This window comes from Enterobacter cloacae complex sp. P6RS (genome assembly GCF_014982245.1).
Lineage (GTDB): Bacteria > Pseudomonadota > Gammaproteobacteria > Enterobacterales > Enterobacteriaceae > Enterobacter > Enterobacter bugandensis.
In genome coordinates this window covers 1-19,582 of the sequence record NZ_JADCLB010000039.1, presented here as the reverse complement: position 1 = coordinate 19,582, position 19,582 = coordinate 1, and the positions used below count along the sequence as shown (strand labels likewise).

The following is a 19,582-nucleotide window of genomic DNA, read 5'->3' as shown; positions in this document are numbered from 1 at the left end:
TTCCCTGTTACCGGCAGACGGCATTCGCCATCACCACGCCGGTATTATCCTGTTGTTCCGGTAGCGTAAACGCCACGCGGCATTGCTGTGCCTGGTCTTTACCCCAGTTCACCTGGAGCGCGCCTTTCTCCGGCATCCCGCTGATATAAAGCTGGCCGTCTTCACCCACGATACTGCTGGACTCCTTTTTGGTATCCAACAGCGTGGCGGTCGCACCAAACGGCACCGCTTTGCCATTCGCCTGCGTCAGGTTCATCAGCACGCGATAGCCCACGCGGGTGTCGAAACGCGCCCGGACAATCGCGCCGCGCGTCGGCACGACGTTGACGGAGGCGGTGTCCAGGTCAACCTGGCTGTTCAGGCTGTCGCTTCGCAGTGAGACTTCCGTTTCACGGTAAGGCGTGAGGTACGGCACCACCGCATTACCCATCCAGTCCACTTCCACACCGCCGTTGTTAATAACGTGCGCACCGCGTGCGCCCGGCGCAGAGATAATGGCCATCGACTCGCCCAGCGGCTGAGAAAGCGTAACGCCTTCACTGTGGGCAATCACGCCGCCGCGCAGGCCGTAGTTCACCTGCTGACCATCACGGTTGTAGTTGTAGCCCAGGCTGGCACTCCCTACGCCGCCCTGGTAATCCAGGTTCACGCTGCCGCTGTTACCTTCGCCGTTGCTGCCGTAGCCTTCCTGCACGCTATAGTTCAGGTTGCGGTCTTCCAGCACGGCACCGCTGACGCCCAGCTGCTGGTTTGTGCGGCCATGCTGATCGGTGGTGAGATGGTAGTTACTCCATGCACGTCCCAGTGGAATCGACATGGAGAAGGACAGCAGACGATCGCTCTCATCCCACTCCGGGCTTTTCGTCCAGGTGTAGGCAATGCTGTAGTTCACGCGACCAATACGGCCGTTATAGCCGGCATTCAGCGAACGTTGCTTACCTTCATCGTTCCAGTAGTCCTGCTGCGTAACGTTGAAATAGACCGAGCCCCAGGTGCCCAGCTGTTGCGTCACGTTGCCCTGGATCTGGCTACGCTTGTGGTACTGGCTATACGAGCTGTCCGCATCGCTACGAACATCCGTCGCTTCCTGGAAGGTGTAATAGCCGCTGGTCGAATACTTGTAACCCAGCAGACGGAAATCGGTGCCGCTGTTAAAGCTCTTGGAGTAGAGGAAGCGATAAGACTGACCTTCCGAACTATCGTCATTGGCCAGGTTGCTTTTCGCCTGGGTTACGTCGATGGAGACCGCACCGATATAGCCGAAGTTTTTACCTAATCCCCCCGCCAGGGAGTAATAGTTTTCCGAGAAGATCGAACCACCGTAAACGGTAAAGCCGTACGGCAGACCGTACATGGCGTCCAGCTGCCCGAACTTCGGCTCGGCGCTGCTGTAGTTCCCGGCGCGGTATTCCCCGGCAGAGAGGCTGTACTTGAGATGGCCTTCACGCTGAAGGATCGCCACCGCGGAGAACGGCTGAACAAACTTCTGCTCGCTGCCGTCCGCCTCTTTAATGGTGACCGTCAGGTCGCCGCTGTTCGAAGTTGGGTACAGGTCATTAATTTCAAACGCGCCTGGCTGAACAAACGTACGGTAAATCACGTAGTTGTTCTGCTCAACGGTAACTTCGGCGTTGCTTTTGGCAATACCGCGGATAACGGGCGCAAACCCGCGCTGACTGTCAGGCAGCATCTCTTCATCAGAGGTTAGCTGCGCACCGCGCATCTGAACGCTGTCAAAAATATCACCGGCTGTGGAGGTATCCCCTAACGTCAGCTGTGATTTCAACGGCACAATGGCACGGCTTAACGAGGTGCCGATGTTATCCCATCGGTTATTGCCATCGTTTCGCGTCCAGGTGTTGTAATTACGTAACCGCCACGCCCCCAGGTTCACGCCGCTGCGCAGGTTCAGATAGTAACTGTCGCTGTTATAGCTGGAATCACCGTCATGCGCGTCATAGCTGGCGTTGCTGCCGGTGAAGTTATAATCCACCAGCAGGGCATTCACCCCCTCGTCCCACTGTGATTCCGGCACCGTACCGCGCGCGGTCTGCTTCATCGCGGCCTGCGGGAAGCTCATGATTAACGTCTGATCCGCAAAATCGAAATGGCTGGCGGCCTGAGGAATAATGTCATCAAAAGCGACGCAGGCTTCCGGCGGCGCCATTTTCAACGCCGGGAAGCTATCAATGCGCACGCCCATATTCTCAAGCTGCACGCGGCTTAAGCACGGCACCAGGGACTCACCCATTTTTGCGCGCTGCGCCTCTGTCGCGGCCTTAAACTCCAGGGTGCGCGACTCCATTTTTTTATCGTTGACCACTACCGACACGCGGTATTTACCCGGCAGCTGTTCGGCTTTATTGGATTCATACATTGAAAGGTCAACGTGCTGATCAATACCCGGCACATCCTCCAGAAAGCGCGGGTTAAATGTTCCCGCATAGGCGGGGAGCGTACCCGCGATCATCAGCGCAAGCGCAGAGAGCGGGAAACGCGGGGTCTTATTGACCAGAGGAAGATGCGTCCATGGCATAGTAATAAACCTTTAAAACGTGTTAATTAACGCGCTGTGTAAGCATGTCGCCAGCCGTACCGAAGTCATTAATAATGTTGTATTTAACTTCACTTACCTTGCCGGAGTTGGCTGGCAGTTCAATATTTAATGAGCCTTTCGCCGGAACCATTCCCGCTTTCTCAATTTCGCGGCCGTTGGCATAAAATTTATTAAACGTCAGGTTAAAGGCGGATGGGTTTTCCACTTTGATCTGGTTAGCCCCTGCACTTGTAAACTTCAGTTTGCTCCAGCCGTCCATGCTGTTGCCTTTCAGGCCCGCCGGGCGATAGAACAGTTTTAAGCGGGTACGCACGGCAATTTGCAGCACGTTTTTATTCTCTGCGTTTTCACTTTTGGCAGGAATCGCCTTCACGTTAACCCAGTAAACAGATTCACGATCCTGCGGTAACGTATTAGACGTATTCACAATACGTAAGACGTTATTTTTCGTCGGGCTTAATTTAAATAATGGCGGGGTGATGATAAATGGCGTCTTTTTATTACCGCTAGCATCATCAATCCATGACTGGATAAGGAATTCATCCGTGGTACTTTTATTATTGACCGTCAGAGAAGCTTCCTTTCTGCTGCCGTCATAAATAACGCGCGTGCTGCTTAATGCCACGCCGCCTGCAAAACTGTTTTGAGCAATCAGCGCCAGCGCCAGTGCTGCGCAAGATATCAAACGTGAGCGGTTCATGATTCTCTCCCTGAGTCTCCGCTGGAAAAAATGGCAACGGGGTTTCCGTTGCCATTGTGATTGTCTGTATTAACGAAAATTCGATTATTCGTAGGACAGGTTGAAGTCAACTTCTGCGTTGCCGTAACCGGTAGTTACAGCAGCTTTGGTCGCAACGTAGTTAGCGGTGTAGTACAGCACGGTCTGGCCAGCAGACAGCGTGGTGGTGGATTTACCGCTGTTCATATCAACCAGCTGGTTTGCGTTGTCGTAGATACCAATGCCCACGCCAGATGCTGCGCCTGCTTCAGTGCTTACAGAAACCAGTTTCGCGTCGTCTGCATCCGCTACGCCATTGAAGCTCACGTTAACTTTGGTTTTGCTGGAAATATCGCAGTCTTCCAGTTTGATCTGGAAAGGCTTAGAAACAGACTTGTCGCCAACGGCTTTGAAGACAGATTTCTTAACCTGACCCAACACAACTTCCTGGTTCTGAGTGTCAGTAGAAACTACGCATGGCGCGTCAACGATTTCGCCGGTGAATTTGATGGTGCCGTCACCAGAATCAGCCGCGAAAGCAGAAGTGGAAACTACAGCGAGAGCAGACAGTGCAAAAATAACCTTTTTCATTAAAAACTCCATTTATGTCGAGAGATGACAGAACGCATCCTTAGGAATAACCTGCATTCTGTGAGGGAATGGAGTATATAGAGCAAAAATCAGATTTTAAAATTAGAATAAATAAAGCTAATTTTCAGATGAGCTTAAAAATAAGAAAAATCATAAACCTATAAAACAACGGGTAAAAACACCCTTTTCATTAGGAATAAATCAATATAATTGATTTATTATTTTTGCCAATTCATAAAGCAGCGTAATGCTTCGCCATATTTATCCGCCGTTCCTTATGTTACAATTAATTACGTTTTTATGCTAAATAAAAAAGCGCCCTCGGGCGCTTTTTTACAACAGGTGCATCAGGCGTTACGCATGCGCTTCGCTTAACATCTCGCGCTGCGGCTGGCGAATCGTCGTGGACAGCGCCAGGGAAATAATCAGCAAGGCAAATATCACGCAGAAGGTCACGTAGAAGCCACCGAACAGCGAGGCAATCAGCGACCCGCAGATACTGCCGATACCGAAGCCGAGATAAATAACGCCGTAGTTTTTCGCCAGATTGTTCAGGCCGAAGAACTCGCTTACCAGCGACGGGAAAACGGTAATGGTGCCGCCGAAGTTAAAGGCGACGCAGGCAATCGCCGCAAAGAAGGTCGCCTCGTTCAGCGGTGCAAACAGCAGCGCCGCCATGCCTACCAGAGAGATGACCTGCCCCAGCGTAATCACGCGGATGCGGGCGATTTTGTCAGACAGGATACCGAGCACCAGACGACCCGAGAGGTTAGCAATGGAGATGACCGTCACCGCATTCGCCGCCGTCGCGGCATCCAGTTTTACCATCCCCTGCGCGATATCTTTCGCCACGCCAATAACATACAGACCACTCATGCAGGCCGTCAGGAACATCACCGCCAGCATCCAGTACTGCGGTTTACGCATGGACTGCGCGAGGGTGAAATCATTTTCCACCACGCCATTAACGGATTTCACTTCCTGCTGCGGCGCATCTTTCATCAGCGTGGCGCCGAACAGAATCATCACCAGCACGATTGCGCCCCAGATCATGAACGTTTTTTCGAGGCCAACGGACGCCAGCAGTTGAGAGTCGATAAATTTAAAGCCAAGGCTGCCCAGGCCATAGGAGCCGATAGCAAACGCGGAGATTAAGCCTTTACGCTCCGGGAACCACTTCACGCAGTTCGACAGCGTCAGCAGGTAACCTGCGCCGTCCGCCAGCCCCACCAGCACGCCGGCGCTCAGCCACAGCATCATCAGGTTGCTGGAATGCGCCGTCAGGAAAAAGCCCAGGCCCAGCAGAATGCCGGAGGCCATGGTCACGCGCTTCACGCCGAAGCGTTCCTGAAGTTTGCCCGCCACGGAAGAGGAAATCGCTAATCCAAGACTCAGCAAGCCGAAGGAGAATGCCACCTGGCTTATCGGCGCGCCGAGCTTATCAGACAAGGCGCTGTTAAACAGACTCCAGGTATAGACCGAACCCAGTGCGAACTGGGTAATGATGGTGCCGAATAGCGTCAGCCAACGCGTGCGGTTATAGGTTGAGGTGTTCATGGCAGTATCCTGCAAGAGAAATTAAGGAAGTTCGCTGAGGACACGATAAACAAAACCCCAAAACGCCAGGGGTAAAACGGCATGAAATGCAGGAGAAACGGAATGAAATGCCTGGAAGCGGGAATGAACGACCTTGCCGGAGAAGAAAACGTTTAAAGGTGAGTGACCACTATCACCACACCCCTCGCCGTTATTGTATTAAATATGTTACCGCAGCGTTTAAAAAACTAACAACCCTAAAATTTGGCGCTTAAGCCCAGGGTATATAAATATTCTTCCTCCGACTGCTGGTTGTAACTGATCTTCGCCCAGGGGTGTAAATCGCCGTACTGGGTATCAACACGCCACCCCAGCGAGTTCACGCTGGCATGCCAGAGGGGTTCGGTAAGCGACTGCGCGGTGGTTGTATCACTAAACGTATTTACCGTTGAGGGTGGAGTGCCATCTGTGCGCCACGCCATGACCGGCCCGGTTGTGATATGCCCCGCCACGGGAAAATTCCAGCCAACGCTCAGAACGGTTTCCGCATCCGAACCGGATGGGTCGTTCAGCGAAAAGCCCGCAGCATTCTGCGAATGGTTAATACGCTCCGCGAGAATATCTTCATAACGAGGTTGGTGATCGGCGTCCCATGTATAGCGTTCTGTCGTATTACTTTGTGCATCTGAAACGATATATTCCTGTTGCCACGCAAAAACGGTGTTACATATAAGCAGGCAGGCTGAAACGCCCACCAGGCCAGAAGCAGCATGGCGACCACTGATTTTTTTTATCATCATCAAAGCGACTCCAGAAAGAGCCGAGTTCGGCGATATATGTCATTGTTCGAAGAGGTATTGGGGCATATAGCCCTGTATTAACTATTGTCTCTTTAGCAGACACGTCAAGCCGGGCAGATTGAAATTTTTGCGTTTATCGTATCAGGAAGGGAGATGACCTATGCAACGTTGCGGTTGGGTAAGCCAGGATCAGCTTTATATCGATTATCACGACAAGGAATGGGGCGTACCGGAAACCGACGGTGAAAAACTGTTTGAAATGATTTGCCTTGAAGGCCAGCAGGCCGGTCTGTCGTGGATCACCGTTCTGAAAAAGCGTGAGAACTACCGCAATGCCTTCCACCGGTTCAATCCGGCTGCGGTGGCCGCCATGACCGACGACGACGTGGAAAGGCTGGTTCTGAATCCCGGTATCATCCGCCATCGCGGTAAAATTCAGGCCATTATCGGTAACGCGAGGGCTTATCTGGCGATGGAGCAAAACGGCGAACCCTTCTCAGCATTTGTCTGGTCGTTTGTGGATAACGAGCCGAAGGTGACGCGGGCCGCCACGCTTGCAGAGATCCCAACCTCGACCCCTGCCTCGGATGCCCTGTCGAAAGCGCTGAAAAAACGCGGCTTCAAGTTTGTGGGCACCACCATCTGTTACTCCTTTATGCAAGCCTGCGGGCTGGTCAATGACCATATTACGGGCTGCATCTGCCACCCGGAGGGCAACCATGATCCGCAAATGGCACAGTGAGAATACCGCTCAGCTCCTGAGACTGTGGCTTGAGAGCACCACCGAGGCGCATCCGTTTATCGACGCCGCCTACTGGAAAGCGAACGAAGCGCTGGTGCGGGATGAATACCTTCCCGCCGCCGAAACCTGGGTCTGGGAGGAGAACGGCACGCCGCGCGGTTTTATCAGCGTCATACAGTCGCAGTTTGTGGGGGCGCTGTTCGTTACGCCAGCGTATATCGGAAAAGGCATCGGGCGCGCGCTGCTGAACCATGTTCAACAGCGCTTCCCGCACTTAACCCTGGAGGTGTATCAGAAAAACGTCCGGGCGGTGAATTTCTATCATGCTCAGGGCTTTCGCATTGAAGACAGCGCCTGGCAGGATGATACCCAGCACCCGACGTGGATCATGAGCTGGCAGGCGGATCAAACGCCGTTAAGGTAAGCTCGGGCCCCTCATATTTCTCGACCCAGGCCAGCGCCGTGTTCCCTGCGCAACCATTCCCCAGCTTCGAGCTGGGGAGATCTTTGGTCAGCACGTTAACCGCCCCGTTTTTACAGATCCCACCTTCGGTGGGCTCAAGGTCGGGCCAGGCTCCCTGATGAATACAGATCACGCCTGGCTTAATCCCGTCGCTGACCACCGCCCCTGCCAGCACTTGTCCACGCTGGTTCCAGACGCGCACCACGTCACCGTCCGCAATCCCACGCGCTTTGGCGTCTAAAGTATTCAGCGTAATTGGCTCCCGCCCGGCGACCGCATACTGCTCGCGCAGAGAGGTGTAGTTAAGCTGACTGTGCAGACGATGCGCCGGATGGGCAGACAGCACCTGCAGCTGCGCCGGCTGAGCGTTGCCGTGCCACTCGTCCGGCTCCAGCCACGAAGGGTGTGGCGGACAATCGGCATATCCAAAGCTGGCGATGCGCTCGCTGTAGATCACAATCTTGCCGCTCTCGGTTTTCAGCGGATGGTTTTCCGGGTCGCGACGGAAATCGGCGAAACGGACAAATCGGGCGTTCTGTTCGCTTTCCGGCATTTCGAGAATCTGGTTCGCCTCCCAGAATTCAGCAAATGGCGGAAGCGTCACGCCCTGCGCCGCACCACGCTGTCCGGCGATCTGGTAGAAACTCTCCAGCCACTGAAGGTCATTTTTCCCTTCGGTAAAGCGTTCGCGACCGCCCGCTTCCCAGAGCTCGCTCAGTTCAGCAAACACGTCAAAATCATCACGCGCTTCATCACGCGGGGCCACCACGCGCTTCATCGGCACCATATGCTGGTTGCTGTAATCGCCGGTCATGGTGAGATCGTTACGCTCAAACGACGTGGTCGCCGGCAGCACGATATCGGCATGTTTGGCCGAGGCGGTCCAGAAGCACTCGGAAATCACCACCAGCTCCGGCTTTTGCCAGGCGCGGATCAGGCGATTGGTATCCTGATGGTGCGTGAAGTTTGCCCCGCCCGCCCACCAGACAAACTTAATGTCCGGGAAGTGGCGGTCCAGACCGTTATGCTGATAAAAACCGCCCGGATTTTCCAGGGCTTCAACGATTCGCGCCACCGGGATTTTATCCACGGCATCCACGCCGCCCTGCACCGAGCCTTGCAGGGACGCCAGCACCGCCGCTTTACGCGTTGGGTTACCGCCGTTCGCAAAGTGATAGGAAAGACCAAAACCGCCGCCCGGCGTACCAATCTGTCCTAGCATCGCGGCAAGCGTCACCAGCATCCAGTGTTTCTGCTCGCCGAACTGCTGGCGCTGCATCCCCCAGCCGGACATTAACATCGTGGTATTTTTATGGAACAGTGCCGCCAGTTCGCGGATTTTAGCGGCTGGAACGCCACAAATTTCCGCGGCCCACTCTGCCGTTTTCACTACCCCATCAGATTCGCCCGTCAGGTAGTCGGCGAATTTGTCGAAGCCGGAGGTGCACCGGGCGAGGAAATCGCGGTCGTGCCAGCCGTTCTCCACCAGCGTATGGGCGATACCCAGCATCATCGCCACGTCGGTGCCCATATGAGGAGCAATCCACTCGGCGCTGTCGCCGAAGAAATCCATAGTTTCAGAACGCATCGGATCAATGCAGATGATGCGTTTGCCGCTTTTGCGCAGCGCGTCGAAATACCCAATCCCCTGCTCGTCGCTGGCATTCCAGGCAATTTTCAGCGTGTTCAGCGGGTTGGCGCTCCACAGCACCACCACGTCGGTATGCTCCAGCACCAGCGGCCAGCTGGTCTGCTGCTGGTACACTTCGTTCCCACCCACGACGTACGGCATGATCGCCTGCGCCGCGCCGGTCGAATAGTCTCCCAGATGACCGGTATAGCCCCCGGCCAGGCTCATGTAGCGCTGCAGCAGGGTCGAGGCCTTGTGCAGCACGCCGTTCGAGCGCCAGCCATAGGAGCCGGCAAAAATGGACGATGGGCCATAGCTGTCGCGAATGCGCTTATGCTGCGTATGGATCAGCGCCAGCGCATCGTCCCAGCTCACGCGAACAAACTCATCCTGACCACGGATCCCCTGCGGCTTATCCGGCGAGGCCAGAAAACCTTTGCGCACCATCGGCCAGCGCACGCGCGTTTTGCTGTGCACCTGATCGCGTACGACGGTCTGTAACGAATTGAGATGTTGTGTTGGCAGTGCCCCACGGGACGACAAAACATTTTCGCCATCGGTTTCGACCAGCATCGGCCCCCAGTGGGCGGCGGTCAGAATGGTTTTTGTTGAGGTGCTCAAGCGTGCGCTCCTGGTTGCGTGCAGGTTTACGGCCTTCTCGTTGAGGTCGTTTATGGTTTGTCACAAATTTCAGAGTTATACCCGGAATTTTCTCCGTATCTGGACGTCATAATCAACTGCCACGCTCGCCGTGGCAAAGAATAAAAAGGATTAAGGAAAGAAGATGAAAAAACGCGTACTCGTTATTGCCGCTCTGGTGAGCGGTGCACTGGCTGTTTCTGGCTGCACAACCAACCCTTACACCGGTGAGCGCGAAGCGGGTAAATCCGGCATTGGCGCAGGTATCGGCTCGCTGGTCGGCGCAGGCGTTGGGGCACTCTCCTCCTCCAAGAAAGACCGCGGCAAAGGTGCGCTGATTGGCGCAGCGGCAGGTGCGGCGCTGGGCGGCGGCGTCGGTTATTACATGGACGTGCAGGAAGCGAAACTGCGCGACAAAATGAAGGGAACCGGCGTGAGCGTCACCCGCAGCGGCGATAACATCATCCTGAACATGCCGAACAACGTGACCTTTGACAGCAGCAGCGCCACGCTGAAACCTGCGGGCGCGAACACCCTTACCGGCGTGGCGATGGTGCTGAAAGAGTACAACAAGACCGCCGTGAACGTGATTGGCTACACCGACAGCACCGGCAGCCAGGATCTGAACATGCGTCTGTCTCAGCAGCGTGCCGATTCCGTGGCCAGCTCCCTGATAACCCAGGGCGTTGAAGCAAACCGCATCCGCACCAGCGGCATGGGCCCTGCCAACCCTATCGCCAGCAACAGCACGGCGGAAGGTAAAGCGCAAAACCGTCGCGTAGAGATTACGTTGAGCCCGATTCAGTAATCCCCGAGGGAGAGGGCCGGGGTGAGGGCAACAGACCGCACACCCCGGCATGAACCACTTGCCATCGTTGATTTTCCCGCTAAGGTATTCTCACTAAATTCAGGGAAATCAGCGATGAGCAAACCAGCCCGGGCCACCATCAGCGACGTGGCGAAAGCCGCCAAAACCGGTAAAACCAGCATTTCGCGCTACCTTAACGGCGAGAAACATCTGCTGTCCGACGCATTGCTGGCGCGTATTGAACAGGCCATTGCCGATCTCGACTATCGTCCCAGCCTGATGGCGCGCGGGCTCAAACGCGGTCGCACCCGTTTGATCGGCCTTATTATCGCCGATATCACCAACCCCTACTCCGTCAACGTCCTCAGCGGTATCGAGGCCGCCTGCCGCGAGAAGGGCTTCACGCCGCTGGTCTGTAATACCAACAACGAAGTCGACCAGGAGCTGCACTACCTCGATCTGCTGCGCAGCTACCAGGTGGAAGGGATTGTGGTTAACGCGGTGGGCATGCGTGAAGAGGGCCTGAACCGCCTGCAGCAGTCCTCCCTGCCCATGGTCCTCATCGACCGTAAAATCCCGGAATTCGCCTGCGATGTCGTCGGGCTGGATAACACCCAGGCAGCCACAACCGCGACCGAGCACCTGATCGAACAGGGCTTCGAAGCGATTCTTTTCCTGAGCGAACCCCTGGGCATGGTAAATACCCGACGCGACCGCCTGGCGGCATTTCGCGCCACGCTTGCGCGTTATCCCGGAGCGATCGCCGAAAATGCCGAAACGCCGCTTCACGAAGCCGACCAGATCGACAACACCCTGCGCCAGTTCCATACCCGCCATCGCGGGATGCGCAAAGCCGTTATCTCCGCCAACGGGGCGCTGACGCTTCAGGTCGCCCGCTCGCTCAAGCGCATTGGCCTGCACTGGGGCAGCGATATCGGTCTGCTGGGCTTTGATGAGCTGGAGTGGGCGGAGCTCGCTGGCGTGGGTATTACGACCCTTAAACAACCCACCTGGCAGATTGGCTATGCCGCTGTAGAACAAGTGATTCGTCGTATTGAAGGTACCCGCGATGCCGTACGCGAGCAGGTCTTCTCCGGCGAGCTGATCGTTCGCGGCTCCACCGCCCGTTAATTCCCCCTTGTGATAGCGATCATAAATTCGACATCCTGATCTTTTCTTTGGAACCGGTTCCATCTAGCGTAATAGTATTGATATGTTGCGATGGAGTCCGAAGATGGGCAGGAAAATCATGGTGGTCACCGCCGCGTATGGCGCGGAACAGGTGCGACAGGCAGGCGGTCAGCGGGCGATGCTCCCCGTTATTGCAGGCGCAGGGGCAGACGGCGTGGAGATCCGCCGCGAACTTTTTAACAGCGAAGAGCTGCTGGCGCTGCCTGCACTGAGCGAATCCATCGAGCTAATGGGTCTGCTGGCGTGCTACTCCGCGCCCGCCGCCCTGTTTATGCCCGACGGCACCCTTAATCCGGACCTGCCCCGCTATCTCTCTGAGGCCAACACCCTTAACGCCCTGTGGCTGAAGGTTTCCCTGGGCCATTTCAGCGACACACAGCCTCTCGACGCCCTGCGCGCCCTGCTGAATGCCAGCGGTATGGCGCTTGTTGTGGAGAACGATCAGACCGACTGCGGGCAGCTCGCGCCCATGCGGCGCTTCCAGGCCGCCTGTCGGGAAATGGCGTTGCCCGTCACGCTGACCTTCGACATGGGCAACTGGCTGTGGGTCGGCGATTCCCCCGAAGAGGCCGCACGTCACCTGGCCCCTGCGGTGAGCTATATCCACGTTAAAGCCGCCGTTCCGCATAAAGATAACTTCCGCGCCGTGGCGCCGGACCGCGCAGACGCGCGCTGGCTGGATCTGCTCGGCCAGCTGCCTGCAGATGCTCCGCGCGGTATTGAGTTCCCGCTGGAAGGGGCGGATTTAACCGCAGTTACCCGTCATTACGTCAACCTGCTGCGCGAGGAGTAAATCATGCACAAAACGCTGGATGCCATCACGATCGGCGAGGCTATGGCGATGTTTGTCGCGACCGAAACGGGCGAACTGAGCGCGGTAGAGCACTTTATCAAACGCGTAGCGGGCGCAGAGCTGAACGTCGCGACCGGCCTGGCGCGTCTCGGCCTGAACGTCGGCTGGGTCAGCCGCGTGGGGGATGACAGCTTTGGCCATTTCGTTCTCGACTCGCTGAAAAAAGAGAATATTGATGCCGCAGGCGTCACCCTGGACGGACGCTTTCCTACCGGCTTTCAGCTTAAATCGAAGGTCGAAAATGGAACCGATCCCATCGTGGAGTATTTCCGCAAAGGTTCGGCGGCAAGCCATCTCTCAACGGAAGATTACCACGCCGGCTATTTTGCCTCCGCGCGCCATCTGCACCTGAGCGGCGTGGCGGCGGCGCTCTCTGACAGTTCCTATGAACTGCTGGACCATGCGGCAACGACCATGAAGTCGCTGGGCAAAACTATCTCTTTCGATCCGAATTTGCGCCCGGTGCTGTGGAAAAGCGAAGCGGAAATGGTCGAGAAGCTGAACCGCCTGGCGTTCCAGGCTGACTGGGTTCTGCCGGGCCTGAAGGAGGGGATGATTCTGACGGGTGAAAATACGCCGGAAGGCATTGCTGATTTCTATCTGAATCAAGGGGTAAAAGCGGTGGTGCTGAAGACCGGCGCCGATGGCGCATGGTTCAAAACGGCAGACGGCGAACAGGGCGCGGTCGCGGCGGTGAAGGTTGAGAACGTTGTCGACACCGTCGGCGCGGGCGATGGCTTTGCCGTAGGCGTCATTAGCGCCCTGCTGGAAGGCAAACCGCTGCAGCAGGCCGTCGCGCGGGGCAATAAGATTGGCTCGCTGGCGATTCAGGTGCAGGGCGACAGCGAAGGATTGCCAACGCGAGCAGAGCTCGGCGTTTAAATTCCCTCTCCCTGTGGGAGAGGGCCAGGGTGAGGGCAGCATGCCACACCAAATAATTAAGCCACCGTGTACCCTACAGACAACGGCGGTAACAACCTCAACAACAGAGGCAAGCCTATGAACAGTTCGACCAATGCAGTAAAACGCTGGTGGTACATCATGCCAATCGTGTTTATCACGTACAGCCTGGCGTACCTCGATCGTGCCAACTTCAGCTTCGCGTCCGCGGCGGGGATCACCGAAGACCTCGGCATAACCAAAGGTATTTCATCCCTGCTGGGTGCCCTTTTCTTCCTGGGCTACTTCTTCTTCCAGATCCCCGGCGCGATTTACGCGGAACGCCGCAGCGTGCGTAAGCTGATCTTCATCTGTCTGATCCTGTGGGGCGCCTGCGCGTCACTGACCGGCGTGGTGAACAATATTCCTGCCCTGGCCGCCATTCGCTTTATTCTCGGCGTCGTTGAGGCAGCGGTCATGCCGGCGATGCTGATTTACATAAGCAACTGGTTTACCAAATCTGAACGTTCACGCGCGAATACCTTCCTGATTCTCGGTAATCCGGTCACCGTACTGTGGATGTCGGTAGTCTCCGGCTACCTGATCCAGTCCTTCGGCTGGCGCGAGATGTTTATCATCGAAGGGGTACCCGCAATTATCTGGGCATTCTGCTGGTGGGTGCTGGTAAAAGATAAGCCTGCCCAGGCGAAGTGGCTTTCCGAAGATGAAAAAGCCGCGCTGCAGGCGCAACTGGATAAAGAGCAGCAGGGGCTGAAGGCGGTACGCAACTACGGCGAAGCGTTCCGCTCCCGCAACGTTATCCTGCTCTGCGCGCAGTACTTTACCTGGAGTATCGGCGTGTACGGGTTTGTGCTGTGGCTGCCGTCGATTATCCGCAGCGGCGGCGAGAACCTTGGCATGGTGGAAGTGGGCTGGCTCTCTTCCGTACCGTATCTCGCCGCGACCATCGCGATGATCGTTGTCTCCTGGGCGTCGGACAAGCTGCAAAACCGCAAGCTGTTCGTCTGGCCGCTGCTGCTGATTGCCGCTTTCGCCTTCATCGGCTCGTGGGCGGTGGGCGCGAATCACTTCTGGGCCTCTTATACCCTGCTGGTGATTGCCGGTGCCGCCATGTACGCCCCGTACGGTCCGTTTTTTGCCATCATCCCGGAAATGCTGCCGCGTAACGTCGCGGGCGGTGCAATGGCATTGATTAACAGTATGGGCGCGCTGGGGTCATTCTGCGGATCCTGGTTCGTCGGCTATCTGAACGGTGTGACCGGCAGCCCATCCGCGTCGTACATCTTTATGGGGGTAGCGCTTTTCGCCTCCGTGTGGCTTACTTTGATTGTTAAGCCTGCTAATAATCAACAGCACCTCGTCGGCGCACGCCACGCCTGAATCCTTAAAAATCAACGGAGATTAGCATGAAGCCGTCCGTCATTTTGTATAAAGCTCTGCCGGAAGATCTGCAGAAACGCCTGGAAGAACACTTCACCGTTACGCAGGTGAAGAACCTGAGCCCGGAGACCGTGGCGCAGCACGCCGATGCGTTCGCCAGCGCCGAAGGCCTGCTGGGTTCAAGCGAAAGAGTGGATGTCGCCCTGCTGGAGAAAATGCCGAAGCTTCGTGCTACCTCAACCGTTTCCGTGGGTTATGACAATTTCGACGTGGATGCCCTGAACGCCCGTAAAATCCTGCTGATGCACACGCCGCATGCCCTGACGGAAACCGTGGCAGATACGCTGATGGCGCTGGTGCTCAGCACGGCCCGTCGCGTGGTGGAAGTGGCCGAGCGTGTGAAAGCCGGTGAATGGACGAAAAGCATTGGGCCGGACTGGTTCGGCGTGGATGTGCATGGCAAAACGCTGGGCATCGTGGGTATGGGACGTATCGGGCTGGCGCTGGCGCAGCGCGCGCATTTCGGCTTCAACATGCCGATTCTGTATAACGCGCGCCGTCATCACAGTGAAGCAGAAGAACGCTTTAACGCGCGTTACTGCGAGCTGGATACGCTGCTGCAGGAAGCCGATTTTGTTTGCCTGATCCTGCCGCTGACGGATGAAACGCGCCATCTGATTGGCAAATCCGCGTTTGAAAAAATGAAGAAGTCCGCCATCTTCATCAACGCGGGTCGCGGCCCGGTGGTGGATGAGCAGGCGCTGATTGAAGCGCTGCAAAACGGCGAGATCCACGCCGCGGGTCTGGACGTGTTTGAGCAGGAGCCGCTTCCGGTGGATTCCCCGCTGCTGAGCATGCCAAACGTCGTCGCCCTGCCACACATCGGCTCTGCTACCCACGAGACGCGCTACAATATGGCGGCGACGGCAGTAGATAACCTGATAGCCGCGCTTGCTGGAAAAGTAGACAGGAACTGCGTTAACCCGCAGATCCAACAGTAGAAACGAAAAAACCCGCCAGAAGGCGGGTTTTTTGAATTTTGTGCTACTGGGTTGGAAGCTTACAGGCTTACAACGTTACCAGCTGCTGGGCCTTTAGCGCCGCTTTCGATGGTGAAGGAAACTTTCTGACCTTCGTCCAGAGATTTGTAGCCATCGTTCTGGATAGCAGAGAAGTGTACGAACACGTCTTTAGAGCCATCGTCAGGAGTGATGAAGCCGAAACCTTTATCAGCGTTGAACCATTTAACCAGACCAGTCATTTTAGCAGACATAGAAATTACCTTATTAACAAATATATTGTGCCTTCCGGCTTGATGGATTGCGTTACAGATTTTTAAGCGATGAAGGAAGGGTCACTACGAAGGGTATCTATGGATAACAATCTGGACTGCTTTACTAAACTGCTTTAGGTCTGTGTAACAAACCGACGCGAACAGTTATACCGATGTGGTAGAGGAATGACAAGCGTTATTTTCTGAATGCTGAAAAAAACCCCGCCTGAGGCGGGGTTTTTCGGTTTATTCTGTGGCAGCGACTGCTGCACCCCACGCCTGGCTAAAGGCCTGGTGCTGGGCGGCCAGCGGCCCAATCAGCGTATTGTACTGGCTTGCCTGCTGCGAAGTCGGGAACTGAATGCCGTTGGCAACAAAGCTCACCTGCGTATTCTGCTGGGCGATAAAGTCACCCACCTGGACCAGCTGCTGCGTGAAGATTTGCGCAGCCGGAATCAACGGTTGCAGTGCTTCAGACGGTTTGGTCACCACTTTCTCATACACTTTGTCGAAGACCGGTTTGAGATCGTCGCCCTGCTTCAGCGCAGAACGTGACGCGTCAGCCTGCATTTTCGCATTTTGCAGCTGCTGGCTCAGCACGCCGAGCGCACCGTTGGACTGGCGCAGCGGCTCGCGCTGAGTCATGTAATCCTGGGGAACGCGGATGGCGTTCACGCTATCCACTACCGGGCGGATACCGGAGTCCATCGCCTGGCTCACCTGCTGTGAATACCCATAAAGAATGGCGTAATCGGACACAAAGGGGCCAAACTGTTTTTTCTGATCCGCAGTCAGCGTCGGCAACCGCTCGCCGCTGCGCATCACTGTATTCTGCAGAAAATCGATAAACGCTTTGCGCTGATCGCCTTCTTTATCAAAACACCCACTCAGGCTAACAACCATCAACAACGCCGCAATAGGCGCAAACCAGCGAGAGCAGGACTTTCCTGTCGCCATTTTATTACTCCTTTCACCCAAAAAAGCGCACACCGGCACACGCGTGCCCGACGCTGACAAGGATAGTCCAGGTCAGCCTTGCAAGATACTCTTTTCATGTAAAACGACTATTGCCGATTTATTTCTTACTATTTACAAAAAAATACCTGGCGAAGCCGACATATGGTTAATCAGGGAATTAGCATAACTATCCAGATAGCTGAATCGCGTAAAGCGATCGTTACCGCACGATTAATCACAGCCGTGACGATCCTTGGTTTGTATTAGGGACTATTCTTAATTGGCTCTCTGATGTTCTTGATCACGATGTGAGATTTAAGAGGAGTTCTCAATGGAATATAAAGATCCTGAGTTTGAGCTGCTGAGCAGTCTGGAACAGATCGTTTTTAAAGATGTACCGCAGGCCATTACCCTGCAACAAAAATCCAATCCCTTTACAGAATATGAGCAATTGCGCAAAGGGACAGGACTGAAAACTGAAGAATTCGCCAGAGCGATGGGTGTCAGCGTGGCTATGGTGCTGGAGTGGGAGTCAAAACGAGAGAAACCCACCCCAACCGAGTTAAAGCTGATGCGCCTGATTCAGGCCAACCCTGCACTCAGCAAACAGATAGCATAGTAAAGTTTGAACGCCCCCGCCTCTGCGGGGGCTTGTGTTTAAAGGCTCTCGAAACGCCAGCCCGTCTCTTCCCACACCATCTCGTGCGTCAACGTTAACCCTTTTAAAAACGCATCATCGTGTGACACCACAAGCAGCGCGCCGGGGAAACCAGCCAGCGCCGCTTCAATAGCCTGCACTGAAGCCAGATCCAGATGGTTGGTCGGTTCATCCAGCAACAGGAGCTGCGTGGCCTCCCCGCGCCAAAGCACGCAGGCCAGCGCAGCCTTCAGACGCTCACCGCCGCTCAGTTCCGCCAGCGGGAGCGAGACTTTGTCGGCCCCCAACTGAAGCTGGGCTAAACGGGTGCGTAACATACCCTCTTCCAGGGGCGTATTGCCCAGGTTGAGGTGCGTCATGACCGACTGCGACAGATCGAGCCGGGAAAGATGCTGATCGAGATAAGCACAGCTGACCGATACCTTGCAGGTTCCTGAGCGTGGACTAATGTCGCCGAGGATGGCTTTCAACAGCGTCGATTTCCCGCAGCCGTTCGGACCTTTTAGCGCCACGCGCATTGGCCCGTCCATCCGCCAGCTAAGCGGAGGAACAGGCACATGCGGCAGCACCAGATCTTCCAGCACCAGCACCTGTTTACCTTCCGGGATCTGACTCCCCGGCAGGGTAAACATCACCGGGTTATCTTCTTCAACCCGCTCACGCGCCTTGTTTACCGCGGCATTCAGGGCTTCATTTTGCTCGCTGTGCTGTTTTTTCCAGGCGCCGATACGTTCCTTTGCCGCGCCTTTGTATTTGACGCGTTCAAACGACGCGATATTCAGGGTATCGACGGTGCGTAATGTTTTTGCCGAGCGCCGCTGGCTGTCGTCATGCTCTTTTTGCATACGAGCGCGGGTGCGTTTGCGCTCCGTGGCCGCATGTTCCAGCGCCGCGCGGGCCGCCTGCTGTTCGGCATCGCGCTGGGTTTGATAATCCGCATAATTCCCGCCGTAGCTGCGCAGGCCACCGCTGCTCAGCTCAAGAATACGCGGCACCTGCGCCAGCAGCTCACGGTCATGGGAGGCGACGAGCACGCCGCCCTGATAACGGGCAAGCTGGTCGTAGAACCACGCCCGTCCTTGTCGATCCAGATGGTTAGTCGGTTCGTCCAGCAGCAGGAAATCCGCTTCAGCCGTAAACGCCCCGCACAGCAGCGCGCGAATACGCTCGCCGCCGCTGAGCTCACCGGCTGGCTTATCTGGATCAAACGGCGGAAGTTTCGCCCGGGCAAACGCCTCGCCAAGACGTTCAGCTAAATCCCAGAATCCATCAAGCATTTCCAGATCGTCAGGCTGGTAATCGCCGCTGTCGATACGCGCTCGCGCCGCGAAGATGGCCTCGTACCCGAGCAGCTCAGCCAGCGTCGTGTGCGGCAAAATGTCCTGCTGCTGAGCCACATAGACATGTGTTCCGGTACGTTCAATATGCCCACTTGCAGGCTCATCAAGCCCCGCCAGCAGACGCAGCAGACGCGTTTTCCCGCTGCCGTTACGGCCAACCAGAGCGCACAGAGACGGCTCCAGAGAAAAACTCAGCGGACCAAAAAGGGTATCTCCCGTCGGAAACTGACAGGTGACCTGATGCAAAATAAAAGAAGGGGGCTGCGCAAAATGAGCCATAAGCACTCCTGAATGAAATCAAAACATCCCCTGCCGACGCGGTGGCGTTTAGCAAGGATCGAAATTCATCAGTCGTGTTTGTTCATTTTTGGGGGGCGCTCCAGCGCAAGAAAGTTAACGGGTGTAAGGATAGCGGTAATGGGTTGACCATTTCAAGGTTAAATTTTGGACGATTTGTACTCCCTCTCCCTTTGGGCTGAGGGATCCCCACCAAATATTGCCTGCACAGACGGCCCCCTCTCCCTTGAGGGTGTACAGTCCGGGGAC

18 protein-coding genes are annotated in these 19,582 nt (G+C 55.8%); 9 read left to right on the top strand and 9 right to left on the bottom strand.

What is annotated here, in order from left to right; genetic code table 11:
* Positions 1-7: 7 nt before the first annotated feature.
* From lpfC to INF73_RS21205, 5 genes are all read right to left on the bottom strand, one after another.
* Positions 8-2,536 carry an outer membrane usher protein LpfC gene (lpfC, locus tag INF73_RS21225; RefSeq protein ID WP_193541462.1) on the bottom strand — a complete coding sequence of 843 codons (2,529 nt, stop codon included), beginning with the start codon at positions 2,534-2,536 and terminating at the stop codon, positions 8-10.
* Positions 2,537-2,558: 22 nt separating this feature from the next.
* A complete protein-coding gene (gene lpfB, locus INF73_RS21220) occupies positions 2,559-3,257 on the bottom strand; it encodes a long polar fimbrial biogenesis chaperone LpfB (RefSeq protein WP_045260012.1) in 699 nt (232 codons plus the stop codon).
* An 84-nt stretch (positions 3,258-3,341) separates the two neighbouring features.
* Positions 3,342-3,866: a long polar fimbrial major subunit LpfA gene (gene lpfA / locus INF73_RS21215; RefSeq protein ID WP_059357102.1), complete on the bottom strand. Its 525-nt coding sequence runs from the start codon at positions 3,864-3,866 to the stop codon at positions 3,342-3,344.
* A gap of 354 nt (positions 3,867-4,220) precedes the next feature.
* Positions 4,221-5,423 (bottom strand): MFS transporter, encoded by a 1,203-nt coding sequence (locus INF73_RS21210; RefSeq protein WP_193051719.1) that lies wholly within the window; start codon positions 5,421-5,423, stop codon positions 4,221-4,223.
* A gap of 236 nt (positions 5,424-5,659) precedes the next feature.
* Complete coding sequence (locus tag INF73_RS21205; RefSeq protein ID WP_193542754.1) at positions 5,660-6,202, bottom strand: lipase; 543 nt, start codon at positions 6,200-6,202, stop codon at positions 5,660-5,662.
* Positions 6,203-6,362: 160 nt separating this feature from the next.
* Here INF73_RS21205 and tag point away from each other — a divergent pair, with 160 nt between their 5' ends.
* Both tag and INF73_RS21195 read left to right on the top strand, forming a co-directional pair.
* Positions 6,363-6,944, top strand: a complete 582-nt coding sequence (gene tag, locus INF73_RS21200; RefSeq protein ID WP_028015087.1) for a DNA-3-methyladenine glycosylase I — start codon at positions 6,363-6,365, stop codon at positions 6,942-6,944.
* Entirely contained in the window at positions 6,922-7,368 is a 447-nt protein-coding gene (locus INF73_RS21195; protein ID WP_041911602.1) for an N-acetyltransferase, read from the top strand. Before tag ends, INF73_RS21195 begins: the two co-directional genes overlap by 23 nt.
* Here the strand turns inward: INF73_RS21195 and INF73_RS21190 are convergent.
* Entirely contained in the window at positions 7,331-9,610 is a 2,280-nt protein-coding gene (locus tag INF73_RS21190; protein ID WP_255518531.1) for a molybdopterin guanine dinucleotide-containing S/N-oxide reductase, read from the bottom strand. The two genes, INF73_RS21195 and INF73_RS21190, sit on opposite strands and share 38 nt — an antisense overlap.
* Positions 9,611-9,821: 211 nt before the next feature.
* Between INF73_RS21190 and INF73_RS21185 the strand changes: the two genes are divergently transcribed.
* The 6 genes from INF73_RS21185 to ghrB all read left to right on the top strand — a co-directional run bounded on the left by INF73_RS21185 (position 9,822) and on the right by ghrB (position 15,809).
* Entirely contained in the window at positions 9,822-10,484 is a 663-nt protein-coding gene (locus tag INF73_RS21185; RefSeq protein ID WP_008502762.1) for an OmpA family lipoprotein, read from the top strand.
* 114 nt (positions 10,485-10,598) lie between these two features.
* A complete protein-coding gene (locus INF73_RS21180; RefSeq protein ID WP_028015084.1) occupies positions 10,599-11,615 on the top strand; it encodes a LacI family DNA-binding transcriptional regulator in 1,017 nt (338 codons plus the stop codon).
* A 103-nt stretch (positions 11,616-11,718) separates the two neighbouring features.
* Positions 11,719-12,468, top strand: coding sequence for a sugar phosphate isomerase/epimerase (locus INF73_RS21175; RefSeq protein ID WP_045260017.1), 750 nt, complete (start codon positions 11,719-11,721; stop codon positions 12,466-12,468).
* Between the two features lie 3 nt (positions 12,469-12,471).
* Positions 12,472-13,410: a sugar kinase gene (locus tag INF73_RS21170; protein ID WP_028015082.1), complete on the top strand. Its 939-nt coding sequence runs from the start codon at positions 12,472-12,474 to the stop codon at positions 13,408-13,410.
* A gap of 117 nt (positions 13,411-13,527) precedes the next feature.
* Positions 13,528-14,808 carry an MFS transporter gene (locus INF73_RS21165; RefSeq protein ID WP_028015081.1) on the top strand — a complete coding sequence of 427 codons (1,281 nt, stop codon included), beginning with the start codon at positions 13,528-13,530 and terminating at the stop codon, positions 14,806-14,808.
* A 26-nt stretch (positions 14,809-14,834) separates the two neighbouring features.
* The gene (ghrB, locus tag INF73_RS21160) at positions 14,835-15,809 is read left to right on the top strand and encodes a glyoxylate/hydroxypyruvate reductase GhrB (RefSeq protein WP_193542758.1); all 975 of its coding nucleotides are present in this window, start codon (positions 14,835-14,837) and stop codon (positions 15,807-15,809) included.
* A 59-nt stretch (positions 15,810-15,868) separates the two neighbouring features.
* Here ghrB and cspA read toward each other — a convergent pair whose 3' ends face one another.
* Together cspA and INF73_RS21150 are read right to left on the bottom strand one after the other, a co-directional pair.
* Positions 15,869-16,081, bottom strand: coding sequence for an RNA chaperone/antiterminator CspA (gene cspA, locus INF73_RS21155; RefSeq protein WP_003860775.1), 213 nt, complete (start codon positions 16,079-16,081; stop codon positions 15,869-15,871).
* Between the two features lie 246 nt (positions 16,082-16,327).
* Positions 16,328-17,038 carry a DUF3053 domain-containing protein gene (locus tag INF73_RS21150; RefSeq protein WP_059357109.1) on the bottom strand — a complete coding sequence of 237 codons (711 nt, stop codon included), beginning with the start codon at positions 17,036-17,038 and terminating at the stop codon, positions 16,328-16,330.
* A gap of 331 nt (positions 17,039-17,369) precedes the next feature.
* Between INF73_RS21150 and INF73_RS21145 the strand changes: the two genes are divergently transcribed.
* Positions 17,370-17,657, top strand: a complete 288-nt coding sequence (locus tag INF73_RS21145) for an HTH-type transcriptional regulator (protein ID WP_028015078.1) — start codon at positions 17,370-17,372, stop codon at positions 17,655-17,657.
* Between the two features lie 38 nt (positions 17,658-17,695).
* Here INF73_RS21145 and INF73_RS21140 read toward each other — a convergent pair whose 3' ends face one another.
* Entirely contained in the window at positions 17,696-19,315 is a 1,620-nt protein-coding gene (locus INF73_RS21140) for an ABC-F family ATP-binding cassette domain-containing protein (RefSeq protein ID WP_045260021.1), read from the bottom strand.
* Positions 19,316-19,582 lie beyond the last annotated feature (267 nt).

Bases quoted from the DNA above. Each gene is read 5' to 3' on its own strand.
- lpfC (WP_193541462.1), bottom strand. From the start codon at position 2,536: ATGCCATGGACGCATCTTCCTCTGGTCAATAAGACCCCGCGTTTCCCG.
- lpfB (WP_045260012.1), bottom strand. From the start codon at position 3,257: ATGAACCGCTCACGTTTGATATCTTGCGCAGCACTGGCGCTGGCGCTG.
- lpfA (WP_059357102.1), bottom strand. From the start codon at position 3,866: ATGAAAAAGGTTATTTTTGCACTGTCTGCTCTCGCTGTAGTTTCCACT.
- INF73_RS21210 (WP_193051719.1), bottom strand. From the start codon at position 5,423: ATGAACACCTCAACCTATAACCGCACGCGTTGGCTGACGCTATTCGGC.
- INF73_RS21205 (WP_193542754.1), bottom strand. From the start codon at position 6,202: ATGATGATAAAAAAAATCAGTGGTCGCCATGCTGCTTCTGGCCTGGTG.
- tag (WP_028015087.1), top strand. From the start codon at position 6,363: ATGCAACGTTGCGGTTGGGTAAGCCAGGATCAGCTTTATATCGATTAT.
- INF73_RS21195 (WP_041911602.1), top strand. From the start codon at position 6,922: ATGATCCGCAAATGGCACAGTGAGAATACCGCTCAGCTCCTGAGACTG.
- INF73_RS21190 (WP_255518531.1), bottom strand. From the start codon at position 9,610: ATGCTGGTCGAAACCGATGGCGAAAATGTTTTGTCGTCCCGTGGGGCA.
- INF73_RS21185 (WP_008502762.1), top strand. From the start codon at position 9,822: ATGAAAAAACGCGTACTCGTTATTGCCGCTCTGGTGAGCGGTGCACTG.
- INF73_RS21180 (WP_028015084.1), top strand. From the start codon at position 10,599: ATGAGCAAACCAGCCCGGGCCACCATCAGCGACGTGGCGAAAGCCGCC.
- INF73_RS21175 (WP_045260017.1), top strand. From the start codon at position 11,719: ATGGGCAGGAAAATCATGGTGGTCACCGCCGCGTATGGCGCGGAACAG.
- INF73_RS21170 (WP_028015082.1), top strand. From the start codon at position 12,472: ATGCACAAAACGCTGGATGCCATCACGATCGGCGAGGCTATGGCGATG.
- INF73_RS21165 (WP_028015081.1), top strand. From the start codon at position 13,528: ATGAACAGTTCGACCAATGCAGTAAAACGCTGGTGGTACATCATGCCA.
- ghrB (WP_193542758.1), top strand. From the start codon at position 14,835: ATGAAGCCGTCCGTCATTTTGTATAAAGCTCTGCCGGAAGATCTGCAG.
- cspA (WP_003860775.1), bottom strand. From the start codon at position 16,081: ATGTCTGCTAAAATGACTGGTCTGGTTAAATGGTTCAACGCTGATAAA.
- INF73_RS21150 (WP_059357109.1), bottom strand. From the start codon at position 17,038: ATGGCGACAGGAAAGTCCTGCTCTCGCTGGTTTGCGCCTATTGCGGCG.
- INF73_RS21145 (WP_028015078.1), top strand. From the start codon at position 17,370: ATGGAATATAAAGATCCTGAGTTTGAGCTGCTGAGCAGTCTGGAACAG.
- INF73_RS21140 (WP_045260021.1), bottom strand. From the start codon at position 19,315: ATGGCTCATTTTGCGCAGCCCCCTTCTTTTATTTTGCATCAGGTCACC.